The sequence below is a fragment of the Larkinella arboricola genome (genome assembly GCF_003259745.1).
GTDB lineage: Bacteria > Bacteroidota > Bacteroidia > Cytophagales > Spirosomataceae > Larkinella > Larkinella arboricola.
Genome location: NZ_QLMC01000006.1, coordinates 1 through 19,063, shown reverse-complemented (window position 1 = coordinate 19,063; position 19,063 = coordinate 1). Strand labels below are relative to the sequence as shown.

Annotated in this window: 19 protein-coding genes; 17 read left to right on the top strand and 2 right to left on the bottom strand. The window is 51.5% G+C overall.

Annotated features, from left to right (window positions below):
- Nucleotides 1–278: 278 nt before the first annotated feature.
- Both LX87_RS22370 and LX87_RS22365 read left to right on the top strand, forming a co-directional pair.
- Entirely contained in the window at nt 279–1,874 is a 1,596-nt protein-coding gene (locus tag LX87_RS22370; protein ID WP_111630534.1) for a carboxylesterase/lipase family protein, read from the top strand.
- Between the two features lie 79 nt (nt 1,875–1,953).
- Complete coding sequence (locus tag LX87_RS22365) at nt 1,954–3,216, top strand: PQQ-dependent sugar dehydrogenase (protein ID WP_111630533.1); 1,263 nt, start codon at nt 1,954–1,956, stop codon at nt 3,214–3,216.
- A 188-nt stretch (nt 3,217–3,404) separates the two neighbouring features.
- Here LX87_RS22365 and LX87_RS22360 read toward each other — a convergent pair whose 3' ends face one another.
- Entirely contained in the window at nt 3,405–4,307 is a 903-nt protein-coding gene (locus LX87_RS22360; RefSeq protein ID WP_111630532.1) for a helix-turn-helix domain-containing protein, read from the bottom strand.
- A gap of 155 nt (nt 4,308–4,462) precedes the next feature.
- Between LX87_RS22360 and LX87_RS22355 the strand changes: the two genes are divergently transcribed.
- From LX87_RS22355 to LX87_RS22290, 14 genes are all read left to right on the top strand, one after another.
- On the top strand, nt 4,463–5,314 hold the full coding sequence (locus LX87_RS22355; protein ID WP_111630531.1) for an aldo/keto reductase: 852 nt from the start codon (nt 4,463–4,465) through the stop codon (nt 5,312–5,314).
- 94 nt (nt 5,315–5,408) lie between these two features.
- Complete coding sequence (locus LX87_RS22350) at nt 5,409–6,545, top strand: alpha/beta hydrolase (protein WP_111630530.1); 1,137 nt, start codon at nt 5,409–5,411, stop codon at nt 6,543–6,545.
- Between the two features lie 104 nt (nt 6,546–6,649).
- Entirely contained in the window at nt 6,650–7,111 is a 462-nt protein-coding gene (locus LX87_RS22345) for a cupin domain-containing protein (RefSeq protein ID WP_111630529.1), read from the top strand.
- A gap of 48 nt (nt 7,112–7,159) precedes the next feature.
- Entirely contained in the window at nt 7,160–7,642 is a 483-nt protein-coding gene (locus LX87_RS22340) for a nuclear transport factor 2 family protein (protein ID WP_111630528.1), read from the top strand.
- 61 nt (nt 7,643–7,703) lie between these two features.
- On the top strand, nt 7,704–8,819 hold the full coding sequence (locus LX87_RS22335; protein WP_229310775.1) for an aldo/keto reductase: 1,116 nt from the start codon (nt 7,704–7,706) through the stop codon (nt 8,817–8,819).
- Between the two features lie 111 nt (nt 8,820–8,930).
- A complete protein-coding gene (locus tag LX87_RS22330; protein ID WP_111630526.1) occupies nt 8,931–9,581 on the top strand; it encodes a flavodoxin in 651 nt (216 codons plus the stop codon).
- 10 nt (nt 9,582–9,591) lie between these two features.
- Complete coding sequence (locus LX87_RS22325; protein ID WP_111630525.1) at nt 9,592–10,575, top strand: aldo/keto reductase; 984 nt, start codon at nt 9,592–9,594, stop codon at nt 10,573–10,575.
- 50 nt (nt 10,576–10,625) lie between these two features.
- Nucleotides 10,626–11,093 carry a putative quinol monooxygenase gene (locus LX87_RS22320; protein WP_229310774.1) on the top strand — a complete coding sequence of 156 codons (468 nt, stop codon included), beginning with the start codon at nt 10,626–10,628 and terminating at the stop codon, nt 11,091–11,093.
- 152 nt (nt 11,094–11,245) lie between these two features.
- Nucleotides 11,246–12,211, top strand: coding sequence for an alpha/beta hydrolase (locus LX87_RS22315; RefSeq protein WP_229310773.1), 966 nt, complete (start codon nt 11,246–11,248; stop codon nt 12,209–12,211).
- 22 nt (nt 12,212–12,233) lie between these two features.
- Entirely contained in the window at nt 12,234–12,959 is a 726-nt protein-coding gene (locus tag LX87_RS22310) for a carboxymuconolactone decarboxylase family protein (protein WP_229310772.1), read from the top strand.
- A gap of 139 nt (nt 12,960–13,098) precedes the next feature.
- Entirely contained in the window at nt 13,099–13,500 is a 402-nt protein-coding gene (locus LX87_RS22305) for a cupin domain-containing protein (RefSeq protein ID WP_229310771.1), read from the top strand.
- 208 nt (nt 13,501–13,708) lie between these two features.
- A complete protein-coding gene (locus LX87_RS22300; RefSeq protein ID WP_111630522.1) occupies nt 13,709–14,842 on the top strand; it encodes an XdhC family protein in 1,134 nt (377 codons plus the stop codon).
- Nucleotides 14,843–14,880: 38 nt separating this feature from the next.
- On the top strand, nt 14,881–15,360 hold the full coding sequence (locus tag LX87_RS22295) for a (2Fe-2S)-binding protein (protein WP_111630521.1): 480 nt from the start codon (nt 14,881–14,883) through the stop codon (nt 15,358–15,360).
- 10 nt (nt 15,361–15,370) lie between these two features.
- Nucleotides 15,371–17,623 carry a xanthine dehydrogenase family protein molybdopterin-binding subunit gene (locus LX87_RS22290; protein ID WP_111630520.1) on the top strand — a complete coding sequence of 751 codons (2,253 nt, stop codon included), beginning with the start codon at nt 15,371–15,373 and terminating at the stop codon, nt 17,621–17,623.
- A gap of 79 nt (nt 17,624–17,702) precedes the next feature.
- Here the strand turns inward: LX87_RS22290 and LX87_RS22285 are convergent, their stop codons facing one another.
- On the bottom strand, nt 17,703–18,275 hold the full coding sequence (locus LX87_RS22285; protein WP_146624532.1) for a hypothetical protein: 573 nt from the start codon (nt 18,273–18,275) through the stop codon (nt 17,703–17,705).
- A 525-nt stretch (nt 18,276–18,800) separates the two neighbouring features.
- Here LX87_RS22285 and tnpA point away from each other — a divergent pair.
- The coding region (gene tnpA, locus LX87_RS22280; protein WP_146624531.1) for an IS66 family insertion sequence element accessory protein TnpA at nt 18,801–19,063 on the top strand (263 nt) is incomplete at its 3' end.

The following is a 19,063-nucleotide window of genomic DNA, read 5'->3' as shown; positions in this document are numbered from 1 at the left end:
AATTCGATCAGTTATAAACAAATAGCGTTAATTAATGTAGCGTAGCTGTACTCCAGATGTAAGAAGATTTTAAGAGTAAACAGTGTGAATTGCCCGACGCGATCAGTAATAATGGTAGTAACTCCCGTAATCTGTATACCCTTCAATACACCAATACACGGGACCTTTGTTAAGGAGCATAATCGGCCGTTTAAGTCTAAACAGGTATGGCTTATTAAGGGCTTATCGGCGTGAATTGTGTTTGCCTACAACAACGAACTCATCTAAACTGGAGCACCGTGAAAAAAATAATTCTGGGAATTGCCTTCCTGATCACCCACGCTTTGCAGGCACAGCCAACAGCACCTGTAGTTCGTACCGCTTCCGGTGTCGTGCGCGGGGTAACGGAAGGAGATGTCTCCATCTTCAGAGGTATTCCGTATGCTGCGCCACCGGTTGGGGCCAATCGTTGGCGGCCACCCCAACCGGTGGCCGCCTGGACCGGCGAACGCGACGCCACGAAATTTTGTGCGGATTGCCCGCAGGCGGGCTTTCCTCGCGGCTCCGGCATGTCAAAAAACTCGTCTGAGGATTGCCTATTTCTGAATGTATGGCGACCGGCTAGTGCCAGCGTGGGATCAAAACTTCCGGTGATGGTTTGGATTCACGGTGGGGCCTTCGTGTTCGGTAGTGGGGGTGGTCCCGATTTTTCAGGAGCTGCGTTTGCAAAACAAGGCGTTCTACTCGTGTCCATTAACTACCGGTTGGGACGTCTGGGTTTTTTCGCCTTCCCCGCCCTGACTCAGGAGAATCCGGCTGAGCCTAAGGGTAACTATGCCTACTTAGATCAGATCGCTGCCCTGCAATGGATTCAGCAAAACATTGCTCAGTTTGGGGGCGATGCGAGCAACGTAACCTTGTTTGGGGAATCGGCGGGTGGTGTCTCGGTTCAATCGCTGCTGACCATCCCCGCAGCAAAAGGGCTCTTCCATAAAGCGATTATCGAATCCGGTGGCGGTCGGGATGGTGTGCTTACCGGGCGACCGATGAGCAAAGACAATACGGATGCAAACTATCCCGTTTCGGCTCAAACCATCGGCGTCAACTTCGCCCGGCGCTATGCCATCGAGGGGACTGATGTCGCTGCACTGGCCAAACTGCGGGCGCTGAGTGCCGCTGAAATTGTGGATGACGGGCAGGAAACGGCGGGACCCGGAGGTCTCCCAACGTATCCGGGCCCAATTCTCGATGGAAAATTGGTGGTAGAGACGGCCGAGAGAGCTTATACCAATGGAAAGGCACCGCGGATTCCGTTAATTATTGGATCCAACAGTGCCGAAGTGCCGGCGGGTTTTGTCAATGCCCGCTCGAAGGACGAATTGCTTGCCCAGTACGAAAGAGTGAAGGACAAGCTAAAGGCAGCCTATGATCTGGATGGAAACACGGATTTTGCCAAAACGCTCACCCTGATTAACACCGATAAAGTATGGGCCGAGCCAGCCCGTTTTACGGCCAAAGCCTTTGTCGCCAAAGGTGCTCCCGCCTACCTATATCTTTTTTCCTATGTTTCCCCTTCCATGCAGGAAAGGATGCGGTTTGGGGCAGCGCACGCATCGGAAATTCCGTACGTGTTCGACAACCTTGTCGACCGAAATGGTTTCACGGCCACCCCGAAAGACAAAGAGGTGGCTAAGATCATAAACACTTACTGGGTAAACTTTGCCAAGACCGGCGATCCTAATGGCCAGGGACTCCCGATCTGGCCCGTTTTTGACCCAAAAAAGAATGAGGTCTTCGAGTTTAAACAAGATGGATCGGCGGCTAATACCTCCGATGGACGAAAAGCCAGGTTGGATGTGATGGAGAAAGCCGCTCAGCCAGCCAAGACCAATTAACGGAACGTATGCAGCCATACTAGCTTGAGACGCTACTTCAGCGTAATACCAATTAATAGACGCTAACCATACACGGGCTATGAAAAATCAACTGCTGATTAGTATCGCCAGCACGGTGCTGTCACTGGCTTCCTGTAAATCGAATGTAATGGATACGCCAACGTCTCCCACTACCGGTACAACGCCTCCCGGTAGTGGTACACCGACCACCGGTACGTCCCCCGTCGAAGCCAGTCCACCCAATACCAATTATAGCCCTGCTTTTGCGGGACAAACCCGAACGGCTGGGGTCCGCACCACCACCGACTATGAGAGCCGCGTCCTGACGACAGCACTCAGAAGTCCCTGGGGCATCACCAATATGCCAGATGGCCGACTGCTGATCACGGAAAAAGCCGGTACTATGCGCATTGCCACCACAACGGGGCAACTGGGAGAACCCATCTCCGGTATTCTGACCGTTAATCCAGCGGGCCAGGGCGGGCTGTTGGGCGTGCGCGTTGATCCGGCATTTGCGACCAACCGAACCATTTACTGGGTATTTTCGGAATCCACTTCGGAAGGCAATCTAACGGCGGTGGCCAAAGGACAACTGTCGCCGGATGAAACCCGGTTCGAAGCCGTAAGGGTCATCCACCGCGCTTTACCGGCTTACCGGGGCACGGCGCATTATGGCGGTCGCCTTGTTATCGATCCGGCGGGATACCTCTTGATTAGCACGGGGGAGAGGGCCGATAACGCGATCCGGTTTCAGGCGCAATCGCTTAGTTCCGGGCTGGGTAAAATTGTTCGCATTACCAATGAGGGTTTGCCCGTTGCTGACAATCCCCTCGCCACCCAGGCGGGCGCTCGCCCTGAATTGTATACCTATGGACACCGAAACCCGCAGGGGCTGGCCATTCATCCAGTGACGGGAGAGGTGTGGCAAAGCGAACATGGCCCACGAGGGGGAGATGAACTCAATCGCATTCAACCCGGAGCCAACTACGGCTGGCCAACTATCACGTATGGTCTTGAATACAGTGGAAGCCGGGTAGGAGAAGGGATTCAACAAGGGGAAGGGCTCGAGCAACCCGTTTATTACTGGGACCCGGTTGTATCACCCAGTGGCATGACCTTCTATAGCAGTGATCGAATTCCCGAATGGCGAAATAACCTCTTTATCGGTGCATTGAGTGGCATGCACATTGTTCGGCTGGTGATCGAAAATAACCGCGTTGTCGGTGAAGAACGACTGCTCGTGGGTGAGGGTCAGCGTTTTCGGGATATAACGCAGGGGTCGGATGGAGCTTTGTACGCCATTACCGACGGCGGTAGGTTATATCGGATTGATAGACGATAGGGGCCAAGTTCTCCGTTACCTAAAATATGAATGGGTCCTGCTAAGCACTTTTTTGCTTAGCAGGACCCATTCATGTCAGCCCCAAATCAGCCGAAATCGACCAGCGTACTTAGCGGGTGAAATCATTCTTTTCATCATAGATGATTGGCTTAGGCAACAAGTACTATTTACCGGAAAACTACAGGTGATTAATTGTTATGCAGCATCCGGTACTCATTAGGCGATTCGCCAACGCGTTGTTTAAATAAGCGATTGAAGTGCTGGGGATACTTAAATCCTAACTCATAGGCGATTTGGCTAACGGATTTGCTTTGATCGAAGATTCGTTCTTTCGCCACATCGATGACTTTCGCCTGAATGTATTCCTGCGCTGTTTTGCCAGTTTCTTTTTTGACCAGATCGCCAAAGTAATTGGCTGACAGGTTTAACTCCCCGGCACAATAGGCTACCGAAGGTAACCCGATCAGCTGCGGTTTGTCCGACTGAAAGTACTCGTTGAGCAACTGCTCAAACCGCTCCAAAACCCCCTCATGTACATGATTACGGGTGATAAACTGGCGGTCGTAAAACCGGGTGCAGTAGTTCAGAAATAGTTCGATGTTGGATACAATCAACCGTTTGCTATGCTTGTCAATGGCGTGTTCCAGCTCGTATTGAATCTTGGCAAAGCAATCCAGCACAATGTCCCGTTCGCGGCTTGATAGGTGCAGGGCCTCGAAGGATTGGTATCCGAAGAACGTATAGTCCTGAATATGCCGCCCCAGGGCCGTACCATGAATCAAATCGGGGTGAAAGACCAGTGCGTAGCCTTTGGGCTGATAGGTTTCGCCATTGCTATTCATGCCCGCTACCTGGCCCGGTGCCAGAAAAACCAGCGTTCCTTCCTGGTAATCATACGTATGCCGGCCATACACTAAATCCCCGCATTTTACCTCTTTTAAGAAGACGGTGTAAAAGCCAAAATACATACGGGAACCCTGGCGGGGAGCCGCCTTGGACAAATCCACTACACTAACCAGGGGATGTAGGGTTTCATTGTTATTGAAGGCGTTGTAATCGCTGATGGTCTCAAATCGTCGCAGCGTATCCATAGTGCGCTTGGTTTATCTATTCAAAAATACCGCTTTCCTACTACTCTGCCAGTTGGATAGATCCAAATCAGGAATATTGGTAGTAACTCCCGTAATCTGTATACCATTTGGGCGAAGAAATAGGGGGACCTTTGTCCTGTCAACGTTAATTACTTATGCAACAAGTTATTTTAAACAACGGCGTTCAAATGCCCCTCCTCGGATTTGGGGTGTTTCAGGTGCCTGATCCGGCGGAATGTGAACGAAGCGTACTGGATGCCATTGCTACCGGCTATCGGCTGATCGATACGGCAGCCTCTTACGGCAATGAAGAAGCGGTGGGGCAGGCCATTCAAAAAAGTGGTGTGCCTCGTGAGGAGTTATTTATCACCACTAAGCTCTGGATTCAGACTGACGGCTACAAAGGCACTAAAAAGGCTTTCGAGATGTCAATGAAAAAGTTGCAACTGGATTACCTGGATCTTTACCTGATTCACCAGCCGATGGGGGATGTGTACGGGGCGTGGCGAGCCATGCAGGAGTTATATAAAGAAGGTAGGGTGCGAGCCATCGGTGTGAGCAATTTTCATCCCGACCGGCTCATCGACCTGATCGTTCACAATGAGATTGTTCCGGCGGTTAACCAGATCGAGACCCATCCGTTTCACCAGCAAGTCGAGACGCAGCAATTTCTGGTTGAAAATGGCGTACAGATCGAATCTTGGGGGCCCTTCGCAGAAGGCAAAAACGACATCTTCCATAACGAGCTACTGGGTTCAATCGGTGCCAAGTACGATAAATCCATCGCGCAGGTCATCCTGCGCTGGCTAACCCAACGAAATGTGGTGGCCATTCCCAAATCCGTTCGCAAGCAGCGGATGGAAGAAAACTTCAACAGCCTCGATTTTGAGTTGAGTGCGGAGGAGATGGAAGCCATCAAAACCCTGGATACCAAGGCAAGCCTTTTCTTTGACCACCGTGATCCGGCCATGGTCAAATGGCTGGGGGAAAGAACGCTTGACGATTAACGCGCTTTCAAGATCAAGTCGGCAAAATGTAACGAAGTCCGTTCAACCAAACGGGCTGAATGGACTTCGGAGTAACCCATTAAAACCTAAGAAAATGAAAACGATAGCCTTCTTACTAATCGCATTAACGCTATCAACAGCCACCCATAATTCGGTGAAAGCACAAGCCCTAAGTCGCCTGGGAATAGCAAAAAATGGCCATGGCGTTCAGCAGTTAACCCCTTCAAAAGAAACATCCGTTCAGCAGCGATATGGACAAAATCCCTGGACGCTGGTGTACCAAGGAGCCATTACCAAAAATGAAAGCGGTAAAGTAGCCATCCACCCGGTGAGGTATAAACTCAACGGGATCGACATTGCGGCCAATGTGTACACACCGGCCACTTACGATGGGTCAAAGAAGTTTCCGGCCGTAGTCATAGCGCATCCGAATGGCGGCATAAAAGAGCAGACCGCAGGATTGTACGCACAGCGGTTGGCCGAAGCGGGTTATATTACCCTTGCTGCCGATGCTGCCTACCAGGGAGCCAGCGGTGGGGAGCCACGACATACCGATAAACCCGCCAGCCGCATTGACGATATTCATGGTATGGCTGACTTTATTACCCAGTATGCCGGAGTTGATGCAAGCCGTTTAGGGGTATTGGGTATCTGCGGGGGTGGTGGGTATACCTTAACAGCAGCTCAATCGGACAAGCGTTTTAAAGCCGTCGCCACCTTGAGCATGTTTAACTCCGGTGAGGTTAGACGCAATGGCTTTCAGAACTCCCAGGTAGCGACAATCCAGGAACGCTTAAAGCAAGCCTCGGATGCCCGTGCCCAGGAAGCAGCCGGTGGTGAAATCCTGTATGCGGGTGTAGCCAGCATAACCGATGAAGAAATTGCGAAAACGCCCACCGATCTCTACCGCGAAGGCTACGTATACTATTATCGAACGCACGCCCACCCCAATTCAACGTTCCTCTACACCCGAAGCAGCCTGCTCGACTTAATGAGTTGGGATGCCACCACCAACATGGAGTTGATCAATCAACCCCTGTTGATGATCGTTGGCAGCAAAGCCGATACAAAATACATGACCGATGAAGCGTTTGGGAAAGCAACCGGGGCAAAAAGTAAAGAACTTTTCTTCCTTGACGGAGCCACCCATATACAAAGCTACTGGAAGCCTCCATACGTAGAACAGGCCGTAACGAAGCTAACTGATTTTTTCGGCAAGAACCTCAACTAAAAAAGCCATCAAGAAACGGAAGCGGGGCTCTTGTGTCGATCCCTGCAACCCGGCGAAGGCCAACTGGCTGGGGCGCAGCTTAGACTTTATAAAACACCACGACAATGACAATCAGACGTATTCATAAACTGATCCTTTTTGGGGTCCTAAGCGTACTGTCGTCGCAGGCGATGGCACAAAACGCACCAATCTTTCCCAAAGGGGAATTAGCAACCACCAAAACTCACGTGGGCGATGTCTGGCTAAGCGAGGTTAGCGGTCATGACAGCACTTTCACGTTCAGCATTGCGCAGGCCGTTTTTGCCCCGGGTGCTCGACTCGACTGGCATTCCCATCCCGGTGGACAAATCCTTCTGTTTACCGACGGGGAAGGCTATTACCAGGAGCGGGGGAAGCCCCGACAAACCGTCCGTAAAGGGGAGTTAGTAAAATGTCAACCGGGTGTGGAGCATTGGCACGGGGCTACCCCAACCCGTGGCGTTACCTACCTGGCGACCAGCCCGGCAAAAGGAAAAACCATTTGGTTTAAACGGGTAACGGATGAAGAGTACGGTGCGAAAAAGTAACCGGTTCGTACTCCTGTAAGGATAATAACCCTGTAAACTTTATACGTCATGACCAAAGTAATGTTAGGCTTGTGTTTGTGCTTAGCCAGTGTGCAGCTATCGTATGCCCAGGCGAACCTGCCAACTACCACATCAACCGCCACCACGAAAGCAGAACAGGAAGTCCTCCAACTCTCCAAAGACAAGTGGCGCTGGATGGCCGACAAAAAGGTCGATTCCTTAGCCACCTTATTTGATGAAAAATCGGTGTTTGTTCACATGGGGGGAAGCTGGGGCAAAGACCAGGAACTTAATGTAATTAAATCCGGAAACATCTGGTACAAGAAAGCTGAAGTCTACGGGGCTTCGGTGAATAGGATTGGCAACACGGCTATCCTGTTGAATGACATTGACTTAGTGGCCGTCGTTGGCGGAAACGAGGTCATCAACCCATTTATGGTGACGGAGGTATATACCAACCAAAACGGCATATGGAAGCTGGGCTCACTTACCTTCTCCCGGTTGATGAGACCCGTTAAGGTTACTAAATAATTACTCCTACACTCCCTTCCGTGTTATGAATCGTCGTAACCTCTTAAAAAGCAGTCTGAGCTTGGCCACAAGCTCTTTGCTGGCCTCACCAGCCAATGCTCAGAAATTAACCCAGGGAACGTCGAAAAAAGATACTTCGGCCAACGCCTCGCTGGGCCGTCGCAAGCTGGGAAAGCTGGACGTTTCCAGCCTTGGTCTGGGCGTGCAGAATATGAGTCGTACCTATCAAACGACGATTCCCTCCCGGAGCGAAATGGTCAATCTTATCCGAACGGCTTATGATCGTGGCGTTACGTTTTTCGACACCGCTGAAGCGTATGGCCCGTTTGAATGTGAGCGGATTCTTGGGGAAGCGATTGCCCCATTCCGAAAGAAGGTTGTGATCACCTCGAAGTTTGGCTGGAACATCGACCAAAAAACCGGTCAGCGGCTACCCGGTTTGAACAGCCGTCCCGAGCACATCAAGGAAGTCGTGGCCGGGATGCTGAAACGGCTTCGCACCGATCATATTGATTTAGTGTATCAACACCGGGTCGATCCGGCAGTTCCGATTGAAGACGTGGTAGGAGCCATTAAAGAGCTGATTAACGAAGGCAAAGTCTTGCACTACGGCCTGTCCGAACCGGGACCACAAACCGTCAGACGAGCCCACGCCATTCATCCGGTTACGGCTATTCAGAATGAATATTCGTTGCTATGGCGGGGTCCGGAAGCCGTCATCCTTCCGCTCTGCGAAGAACTGGGCATCGGCTTTGTTCCCTGGAGCCCGCTGGGCGTGGGTTTTCTGACCGGCGCCATCGACGCGGCTACCCGGTTCGCGCCCGGCGACATCCGCGGTATGGAATCCCGTTTTTCTCCAGAGAATCTACCCAGCAATCTGGCTTTAGTGGATTTGGTAAAGCGGTGGGCCGTGCAGAAACAAGCCTCCGGAGTGCCGGCCACACCCGCTCAGATAGCGCTGGCTTGGCTGCTGGCCAAGAAACCCTGGATTGTACCCATTCCGGGCACCACCCAGCTGGGACACCTGCTGGAGAACACGGGTGCCACTGACGTACGATTTACGGCTGAAGAGTTAAGGCAATTCAATGCCGACTTGGCCAAGATCGAGGTTAAAGGCGAGCGGCTACCAGCAATGGTGCTTGCTTTCTCTGATGTCGAAGCACCACCCAGGCATTAATAGTGAAAAGCAATGGGTTTTTGGCTCTGGTAGTCGTCAGATTAAGTAGGTGGGTGGCAACACCTACTCTGATGCAACGCGAAAGACCTGTCCCATAACAAATATATAGCTATGACATTATCGTTGAACCATCTGTTGGCCGCACTTCTTCTGCTTATTTCGGCTTGTTCATCGTCGCCTACGGAGAGCGTGCCTGCCACGGATACAACATCCGTCACCGGTAGTGGCCCTACCGCGGATTCCAGTACCATATTGATCGTGTATTTGTCGCGTACCAACAATACGAAGGCCATCGCGGAAATCATTCAGGATCAGGTTGGTGGCAGACTGGTGGCCCTTGAAGTAGAGAATCCTTATCCCGAAAATTACCGGGCTACGGTCGAACAGGTAGCGAGAGAAAATGAAACCGGTTTTTTGCCCCCGTTAAGGACAAAAATTGACAACATGGGCCAATACGAAGTAGTGTTCGTCGGCTTCCCCACCTGGGGCATGCAACTCCCCCCACCCATGAAAAGCTTTTTGCGCCAGTACGATTTGCGGGGTAAAACGGTCATTCCGTTCAATACTAATGGGGGCTACGGGATTGGCAGTACCTTCCAGACCGTCAAGGAGCTGTGCCCTAACAGCACCGTGCGGGAGGGTTTTACGATGCGGGGTGGCTCCGAACGGGATGGTCAACTGCTGGTTATCAAAGAAGATAAGGCAGCAGAAGCCAAAACGGCCGTCGTGAAGTGGTTACGTACCCTTAACCTGTTAAACTAAATCAACGATTATGGAAACAAGAAGATTAGGAAAAAGTGGCCTGCCCGTGTCGGCACTGGGCTTGGGTTGCATGGGCTTAAGCTATGGTTATGGTCCGGCAACCGATAAGCAGGATGCCATTGGATTAATACGTGCCGCCTTTGAAAAAGGCGTTACTTTCTTCGATACGGCGGAGGCATACGGTCCTTTTACCAACGAAGAGCTATTAGGGGAAGCCCTGCAACCTTTTCGGGATCAGGTGGTAATCGCCACTAAATTCGGATTTCAGAACGGCGATTCCACCAAAGGGCAGGACAGCCGCCCCGAACGGATTCGCCAGGTGGCCGAAGAAGCCCTAAAGCGGTTAAGAACCGACCGGATTGATCTGTTTTACCAACACCGGGTTGATCCGGCGGTGCCGATGGAAGAAGTAGCGGGAACGGTCAGGGAGCTAATCCAAGAAGGCAAGGTGAACCACTTCGGCCTGAGCGAAGCCGGTGTGGAATCGATTCGAAAAGCCCATGCTGTGCAGCCGGTCACCGCCTTGCAAAGCGAGTATTCACTCTGGTGGCGGGAGCCGGAAAAAGAGATACTACCGACGTTGGAAGAATTAGGCATCGGGTTTGTTCCGTTCAGTCCGCTGGGGAAAGGATTTCTGACCGGAAAAATTGACGAGAACACGCAGTTTGACCAGGCCGATTTTCGAAATGTAGTTCCTCGCTTCTCAGAAGAGAACCGGAAAGCCAATCAAGCGTTGGTCGATTTACTCGGTGACATTGCCAAAGAAAAAGAGGCTTCACCCGCCCAGATTGCCTTGGCGTGGCTACTGGCCCAGCAACCCTGGATTGTGCCGATTCCCGGCACGACTAAACTGCATCGGTTGGACGAAAATATCGGGGCAGCGGCTATTAACCTTTCCGCTGATGATATTAGCCAGATCGATACGGCCTTTTCCCAAATTCCGATACAGGGCGACCGCTACCCGGCCCACCTTCAAAAACGGGTGGGTCGCTAGGCCGATGCCTTAAATTAGCGTCTTTGATTTATGGCAGCAGCTAATAAACCATGAACTTATCTCCGCACAGAATGAACAAGCAATGCGCCGCTTGCCGTGCCCAGGCTACGGGTAAACTGGTTTCTTTTTTAGTTCTGGTATTCGTTTTGCTCAGTCACCACCTGGCTTCAGCACAGCAACCGGAAATGATGGTGCGTATGGCCGAAATTGAAATAGCCCCGGCTGATTTGGAAAAGTACAAAGCTATTCTGGCGGAAGAAGCAACGGCCTCGGTAAAACGGGAGCCAGGGGTCATTGCCATCTTTCCCATGTATCAAAAAGAAAACCCTGCGTTGGTGAGGATTTTGGAAATATACGCCAGCAAAGCTGCTTACGAGCAGCACTTGAAAACACCCCACTTCCAGAAGTATAAAACGACTACGCTGAACATGGTAAAATCATTGAAGCTAGTCGAGATGGGATTAATTGATGCGGTTTCAATGCCTTTACTATTCAGGAAATTAACCGAAGAAAAATGAGGAGCCTTGTTAATCAATCCAATCCGGTAAACAATTCGAAAGGATACGTTGCTCGGTTGTTGGTCGTCTCGTTTGTACTTCTGACGGCCTGTATATCAACGAAAAAGAGCACCCCTACAGGTTCGTTAATCATTCAACAGCAAGGTAGTTTTATGGTCAGTGGAACGACCCTTGCCGAACCGGGGCAATTCGATTTGACGAATGCATTAAAGCCCCAGGGGCAAACCTTGCACGGCGATCATGCGTATGTATTTTATCAGATTCCGCCCCAATCCCGTAAATACCCACTTATTTTTCTACACGGGGCTGGGGAGTCCAAAAAGACCTGGGAGTCTACGCCCGATGGACGGGAAGGTTTTCAAACGATATTCCTCCGGCGGGGTTATGGCGTTTATTTACTCGACCAACCCCGACGGGGCGAAGCAGGAAAAAGTCTGGTGGCAACAACGATCACGCCGACGCCTGACGAACAGTTCTGGTTTACCCAGTTCAGAATCGGCAACTATCCGGATTATTTTGACGGGGTTCAATTCCCCAGCGATACCGCTTCTTTGGAGCAGTTTTTCCGGCAAATGACGCCGAACACAGGGAGTTTTGACCCAACCATTGTCTCCAATGCCTGCTCCCGCTTGTTTGATCGAATCGGGGCCGGAATTTTAATTACGCATTCGCAGGGGGGAGGGCCGGGCTGGTTTACCGCCATCAAAAACCCCAACGTGAAGGCGGTTATCGCCTATGAACCCTTCAGCAGTTTTGTATTTCCGCCGGGTGAGTTGCCAAGGCCCATCCCGTCAGCCTCTCTTTTTGGCGAGCTGAAAGGCGTAGAGGTCTCTGTATCGGATTTCAACAAGCTCACTAAAATTCCAATTATCGTTTACTACGGCGACAACATTGCGAAAGAGCCGTCTACCGTGTGGAATAAAGATCATTGGCGGGCCGGGCTTGCGATGGCCAAAATCTGGGCCGCCACCATCAACAAACATGGCGGTAATGCCCAGGTGGTGCACCTGCCCGAAGTTGGCATTAAAGGCAATACCCATTTTCCCTTTTCCGATCTGAACAACCTCGAAATAGCCGACTTACTAGCTAAATTTCTAAAAGACAATGGCTTGGATTAACCGAACACGTTCAGTCAAATCAATGCGGCTCTTTTTTAGCAGTGTACTGCTTAGTTGGCTCATCGGTTTTAACCAACTCAATGCACAAAGCCCGATGGATCAATCAGCCACCTTGTCGCCTAAGCAACGGAGTATTGTTGTCATAGCTGGCCTCACGGCCAAAGGGGATCTGCAAAAACTACAGCTCGCCCTCAACAACGGCTTAGACGCAGGCCTGACGGTGGCCGAAATCAAGGAAGTGCTGGTCCACTTATACGCGTACTGTGGTTTCCCAAGATGTATTCGGGGGTTACAGACCTTGATGACGGTGCTGGAAGAGCGAAAGAAGAGGGGTATTACCGACCAGGTAGGTCAGGAAGCTTCGCCCATTACGAGCCAGGAACCTAAGTACGAACGCGGTAAAAAAGTGCTCCAGCAATTAACCGGCCAGCCCGAAACCGGCCCCAAGCGAGGATATTCGGCCTTTAGCCCGGAGATTGACGTGTTTCTGAAAGAGCATTTGTTTGCCGACATTTTTGAGCGTGACGTGCTGAGTTATGCCGACCGGGAACTGACCACCATTTCGGTGCTCACCAGCCTAGGAGGCGTGGAGCCCATGCTGCAAAGTCACCTGGGTATTTGTTTGCACGTAGGTCTGAGTGAAGAGCAATTGAAGCAAGCGTTTGATCTGATCGAAACAGCCGTTGGTAATGCGGAAGCCCAAGCCGGTCGTACGGTTTTAACTCAGGTTATATCGTCAAAGCGGTAAAAACTTTTTGATGCATAAGCACAAATCCTTCGTAGCCAACTTTATGAAAAATAAACGAATTGCACATAGCCTTGTAGCTATCCTACTCATTGGTTTTGCCAGTTGTCAGCTATACGCCCAACCCCATGGGAAAACGAAGATGGATACGAGCCCTATTTTTCCTAAAGGTCAGCGGGCACCCGCTCGTAATTTTACCGGAACCGTCTGGGTGCAGCCGTTGATCGAAGCCGACAGCGCCTTCAACATCCCGGTGGGCTATGTAACCTTTGAACCAGGGGCACGCTCCCATTGGCATCGCCACGCGGGTGGCCAAGTTTTGCTGGCATTGGGCGGCATTGGCTACTACCAGGAGCGGGGAAAACCCATCCAAATTCTTCGGAAAGGCGACGCGGTAAAATGCCCTCCGAATGTGCCGCATTGGCATGGCGCTTCGCCAACCGTCGAATTTAGACAGGTCGCCATTACGCCCAATACCGCAACGGGTCGAGTGACCTGGCTACAACCGGTGAGCGACAAAGAATACAACAGCCTAGATAAATAATTCCACTCTATCTAGTCTATCCGTAACAGGTAAATTGCTGGTCTACGCCGATATAATCCGGAATATTGGTAGTAATATCCGGAATCTGTATACCATCCGATAGACGTATAAACCGGATCTTTGTTAGAACACCCGACCTAGCAGGTGGTTACTCGCCTGAGCTTGGCTTTTGCAATTTTTTGATGACTCCCATTGAGCGCGCACGAATATGAAAGAGATTAATCGTATTCTGGCTATATATGACCAACTAGACCATTCTCACCGCAAAGTGGCGTTGGCTACGGTTGTTTACGTCGAAGGCTCCGCCTACCGCCGTCCCGGTGCCCGCATGCTGGTGAGTGACGACGGCCGCTGGGAAGGGGCCATCAGTGGTGGCTGTTTGGAAGGCGACGCCCTGCGCAAAGCCCGTCAGGTTATGCTGAATGGTAAACCGATGGTCGTGCGCTACGATACCATGGACGATGAGGCCAATAGCCTGGGCGTTGGGTTGGGTTGCAACGGCATTATCGATGTGTTTATTGAGCCAATTGATACCGCTGATCCGGTCAATCCCATTACCTTGTTGCGCGAATTCAGCCGGGTTCGTGACCGACGCGTCATCGCCACGATTTGCCGGAAGACGCCCGGCATAGACTTGCGGGAGGGGAGTCGTTTTGTACTCACAGGGCAGCAAACGGACGAAATTCCGGCCTGGCTTCGGCCCGATATGGAGCGGGTGATGGAAGTCGGTAAGCCCCTGACAACGACGATTTGGCTGGTCGGCGGTGCCGTTGACGTGTTTATCGAACGGATGGATTCGGGCATTGAACTCGTTATTTTTGGGGCGGGCTATGATACAATTCCGCTTACTCGGCTGGCTACGGAAATCGGCTGGCGGGTTACCGTGACCGAAGATTGCATCGCTCATTTAGCGCCCAAACGCTTTCCCCAGGCGACCTGTTTGCTTTACGCTGATGCCGAGGCAATAACGGACAAACTTTCCTGGACGGATCGGACCGCGGCCGTGCTCATGTCGCACAACTACCACTACGATCTGGCCGTGTTAACCAGGCTGCTGTCGACGGATGTACCATATATCGGCCTGCTGGGGCCCCGTAAACGCTACGAGAAAATGCAGGCTGCGTGGATCAAGACGGGTCAATTCTTTTCTCAACAGGCGCTCAGACGTGTTCATTCTCCCATTGGGCTGGATTTGGGTGCGGAAACCCCTGATGAAATCGCCCTATCGATTCTGGGTGAGATAAAAGCCTTTTTCAGCGGGCGGAACGCTGGTTTTCTGACCGACAAATTAGGCCCCATTCATGAGCGATCACCCATTGATTATCAGCAAGTATTAGATTAAAACGACTAACTTTATAGAACGAATTAAATCCTATCCCTGTGGCTACGTATCATCTAAAAATTAACGGAAAAATCCGGCCGGTGAATGTCGATCCGTCCACGCCCATGCTGTGGGTATTACGTGATCATCTGGACCTACCCGGTACCAAGTACGGCTGTGGTATCGCCCAGTGCGGAGCCTGCAAGGTGCACGTAGACGGCGTTGCCGTCCCGTCCTGCCAGCTGCCCGTTTCGGCCGTTGGCAAGCAGGCCATCACCACCATCGAAGGCCTGTCGGCCAGGGGCGATCACCCGGTCCAGAAGGCGTGGATCGAACACGATGTAGCGCAGTGTGGCTACTGTCAGGCGGGCCAGATTATGACGGCGGCTGCGTTATTGAAACAGAATCCCAAGCCGACCGACGAAGACATCGACGCGGCCATGAGCGGCAACATCTGTCGCTGTGGAACCTACCTGCTCATTAAAGAAGCGATCAAATCGGCAGCAAAGGAGACCGCTGGCTCATCAACCCGTAAATGACTCCCAGACCATGACGACAGACAAAACAACCCATAACCGGCGTTCGTTCTTAAAGGCTTCGCTGCTGGCAGGGGGTGGCATGATGCTCAGTGTGAGCTGGTTGTCCAGCGCCAAAGCCGCCGACAAACTCAAGGCCCTGAACGTGCCCGAGCAGTGGAGCCAGCTTAACGGCTACATTCAGATCACCGCGACCAATTTGGTCAAACTGATCTGTCCCAATCCTGAATTTGGTCAGAATGTGATGACGTCCCTGCCCATGATGGTCGCCGAAGAATTAGACGTCGACTGGAAGGGGGTTGTGGTTGAAATGGGGCCACATGATAACACGAAGTTAGGGCCGCAGTTCACCGGCGGGAGTAATTCCGTGCGCATGTACTGGAAACCCCTGCGGGAAGCCGGGGCGGCCGCCCGGCAAATGCTGCGGGAAGCAGCCGCCCAAAGCTGGGGGGTTCCTGTCGATGAGGTAACGACCAAAGCCGGGGTACTGCGTCATGCGAGCGGCAAATCGGCCAAATACGGCGAGATGGCCTCGAAAGCCGCTACCCTTCCGGTGCCCAAAGGCACCAAATTAAAAGCCCCGAAAGATTTTTCGATTGTTAGAAAATCGAAGAAAAATGTGGAAGGTCCGAAGATCGTCACCGGCAAACCGCTTTTCGGACTGGACTACCGGGCCCCAGGCATGCTCATCGCCATGATTCAGCATCCACCGGCCTTCGGCATGAAACTCAAATCGTTCGATGCCTCGCAAACCCTTAAGATGCCGGGTATTAAGGACGTCTTCAGCCTGAAACTGTACGAAGACGGTTTCGAACAGGGCGGTTTTGACACCCGTACCTTCAACGATTTGCTGGTGGTGGTGGGTAAGACCACCTGGGAGGTCATGAATGCCCGTAAAAAGCTAAAGGTGGAGTGGGAGCCGGCTGGCGATACGAAAGATACCATGACGGGCCGGGGCGGAAAACGGGAGGTCACGGTTCCAGGAGAACTGGAAAGTACCTCAGCTCAGCTGGAAAAAATGCAGGAATGGTCCAAAAAACCAGCGCAGCAATTACGAAAAGACGGGGACCCCGAAACGGCGTTTAAGAATGCAGCCCAGGTGATCGAGCGTACCTATAATGCCCCCTTCTTAGCCCACAATTGCATGGAGCCGATGAACTTTTTCGCCCATGTGACCGATGAAAAAGCCTTGTTGGTGGGCCCCTTGCAGGCACCGGGCTGGACGGAGCCGACGCTGGTCAAACGATTAGGCCTTCCAGCCGACAAGATCGAGATTCAGATGACGCGGATGGGGGGCGGCTTTGGCCGCCGGGCGTATGGACATTATCTGATCGAAGCCGCCCTGATTTCCAAACGAGCCAAAGCACCGATCAAACTGATCTACACCCGCGAAGACGACATGACCTACGGCATCTACCGGCCCATGTACACGGCGACGTACCGCGCGGCTTTGGATGCGAACAAAAATCTGATTGGGTTCCATGTCAAAGGGGGCGGCATCCCCGAGCATGCCATTCACGCCAACCGGTTTCCGGCCGGAGCGGTGGAGAACTACCTGGCCGAAGGCTGGGAGATTCCCTCTAACATCACCATTGGTGCGTTCCGGGCCCCGCGCTCCAACTTCAACGCGGCCGCTGAACAATCTTTCCTGGATGAAGTAGCCGAGGCGATGGGGAAAGACCCCATCGAATTCAGGCTGGAACTGTTGAAACGGGCCAAAGAGGCCCCGGTCGGCAAAAATAATGAGTATGATGCGGACCGGTATGCGGGCGTACTGACGTTGGTACGCGACAAGTCGGGCTGGAACAAGCCTGGCAATGAGAAATACCACCGGGGGGTGGCGGCTTATTTTTGTCATAACTCGTACGCGGCCCACGTGGTCGATATGGTCACCCGCGATGGACAGCCCTACGTCGAGCGGGTATTTAGTGCGATGGACTGTGGCATCGTCGTCAACCCTGATGCGGCCACCAATATGGTGCAGGGGGCCGTGGTCGACGGCATCGGCAATGCCTTTTACGGGTCCTTAACGCATAAAGCGGGTGCGGCCCAGCAAAGCAACTTTCATAACTACCGCCTGATTCGGCATAATGAGGCTCCTAAGAAGATTGAAGTTCACTTTGTCGAAAATGATCTTGACCCGACCGGACTAGGGGAACCTCCTTTTCCTCCTGTCTTTGGTGCGGTGGCTAACGCCTTGTATAAAACCACGGGTAAACGCCAGTATGATCAACCGTTTAAGTCCGTACTGGACAAACGAATTTGAGAAAAGCTGGTGCCAAAGGATAAGAGCCGGAACCCATCAACTTGGTTCCGGCTCTTGGCTTTCTAGTCAGTACAGGGAGTTATCGACTAATCGGTATACCCTTGTAGGTGCCAACGTCCGGAATTTTAATGGCAATGGTTTTGGTGTCGACGGGTGGAGCCGGAAACTTAAACCAAACCGCAACCGGCTTATCGTACGAAGAAATAGCAATATTAATCAGTTGCTTTCCCTGATCCGTCCGCATCGGGGAGGCCATGTAGTGACCAGACCCATCTTTCATAACGCTATAGGTTTTAGTGGTCACTTCATCAGTTACGCTTACCTGATTAATCGCGTAGGTTGACGAGACTGGTTTGTCTTCCGATCCCGGTTTGTATTGCAACTCCACGGTTAGGATACTACCTTTCACCTGGGCTTTTAGTAGATCAACCTGCGAGTCGTCAGGGCCTTTTTGCGAACTAAGCAACGCCGGTGGGGGTGGAGTGGGATGTTCCATCACCGTCTCGGTATTGAGTGTCGTGTCTGATGGGTTGACGCTAGTAGACGTTTGGTTGGTTGGCTGATTTTCTGATTTGTCAGTCGAATTGCAGGCCAGAAGACAAATCGCTAAAAGCGCGTGTGTGAATAGAGATGAGAAGAGCTTTGTTTGCATAGGGCATTCAATTTAAAACAGGCAAGTCAACTTGTTTCAACTCTAAACCAGAACTGTTAGTTTGAAAGTATGCTTTCGTAATGAGCTGACCGTTAGCTTTTCAAATTAGAATTTGGCTGGCTTTCTGATCAATAACTGACCTGCTCAGTTAGTAGAACCGGTCCTGTTAAAAGCTATAATTATTGGAAAGGGGAAGAAATAAGCAATGCCTTTATTAGACCAAAATTTAATGGCTTTTTGAACCATACAATCATCATTCCAGATAGGAGGTTCGATAACTAAGTCATAAATGCTAGTTATTGGAAGAAGATGTAAAAGCAACTATGAATGTCTTCTTTTGTACCTATTAACTACTTGGGTCCGTTAAATCCGGTTTTGGCTTTTTAAGGACCAATACCGGTATAACCCTAAAACCGACATAAAACTTGGATTTGCATACTGATACCGTAGTGTCCTGAACCCTTAAAAATGAGCCAGTGAAAAGTAGCGTAAAAAACATAACTTTCACTGTAATTGAAAAGGGGAATGAAAGCAAATCGATTTACCGAATCGCAGATTGTAGCGATCCTTAAACAACAGGATAGCGGTCAAACCGTCGCCCAGATTACCCGGGAGCATGGCATTAGTGAGGCCACGTTTTATAATTGGCGGGCCAAATACGGCGGCATGCAGGTTTCGGAAGTCAAGCGGCTTAAAGAGTTGGAAGAAGAGAATCGCCGGCTGAAGAAGATGTATGCCGAGCTGAGTCTGCAAAACGAAATTATTAAGGAGGTTCTGGGAAAAAAGTG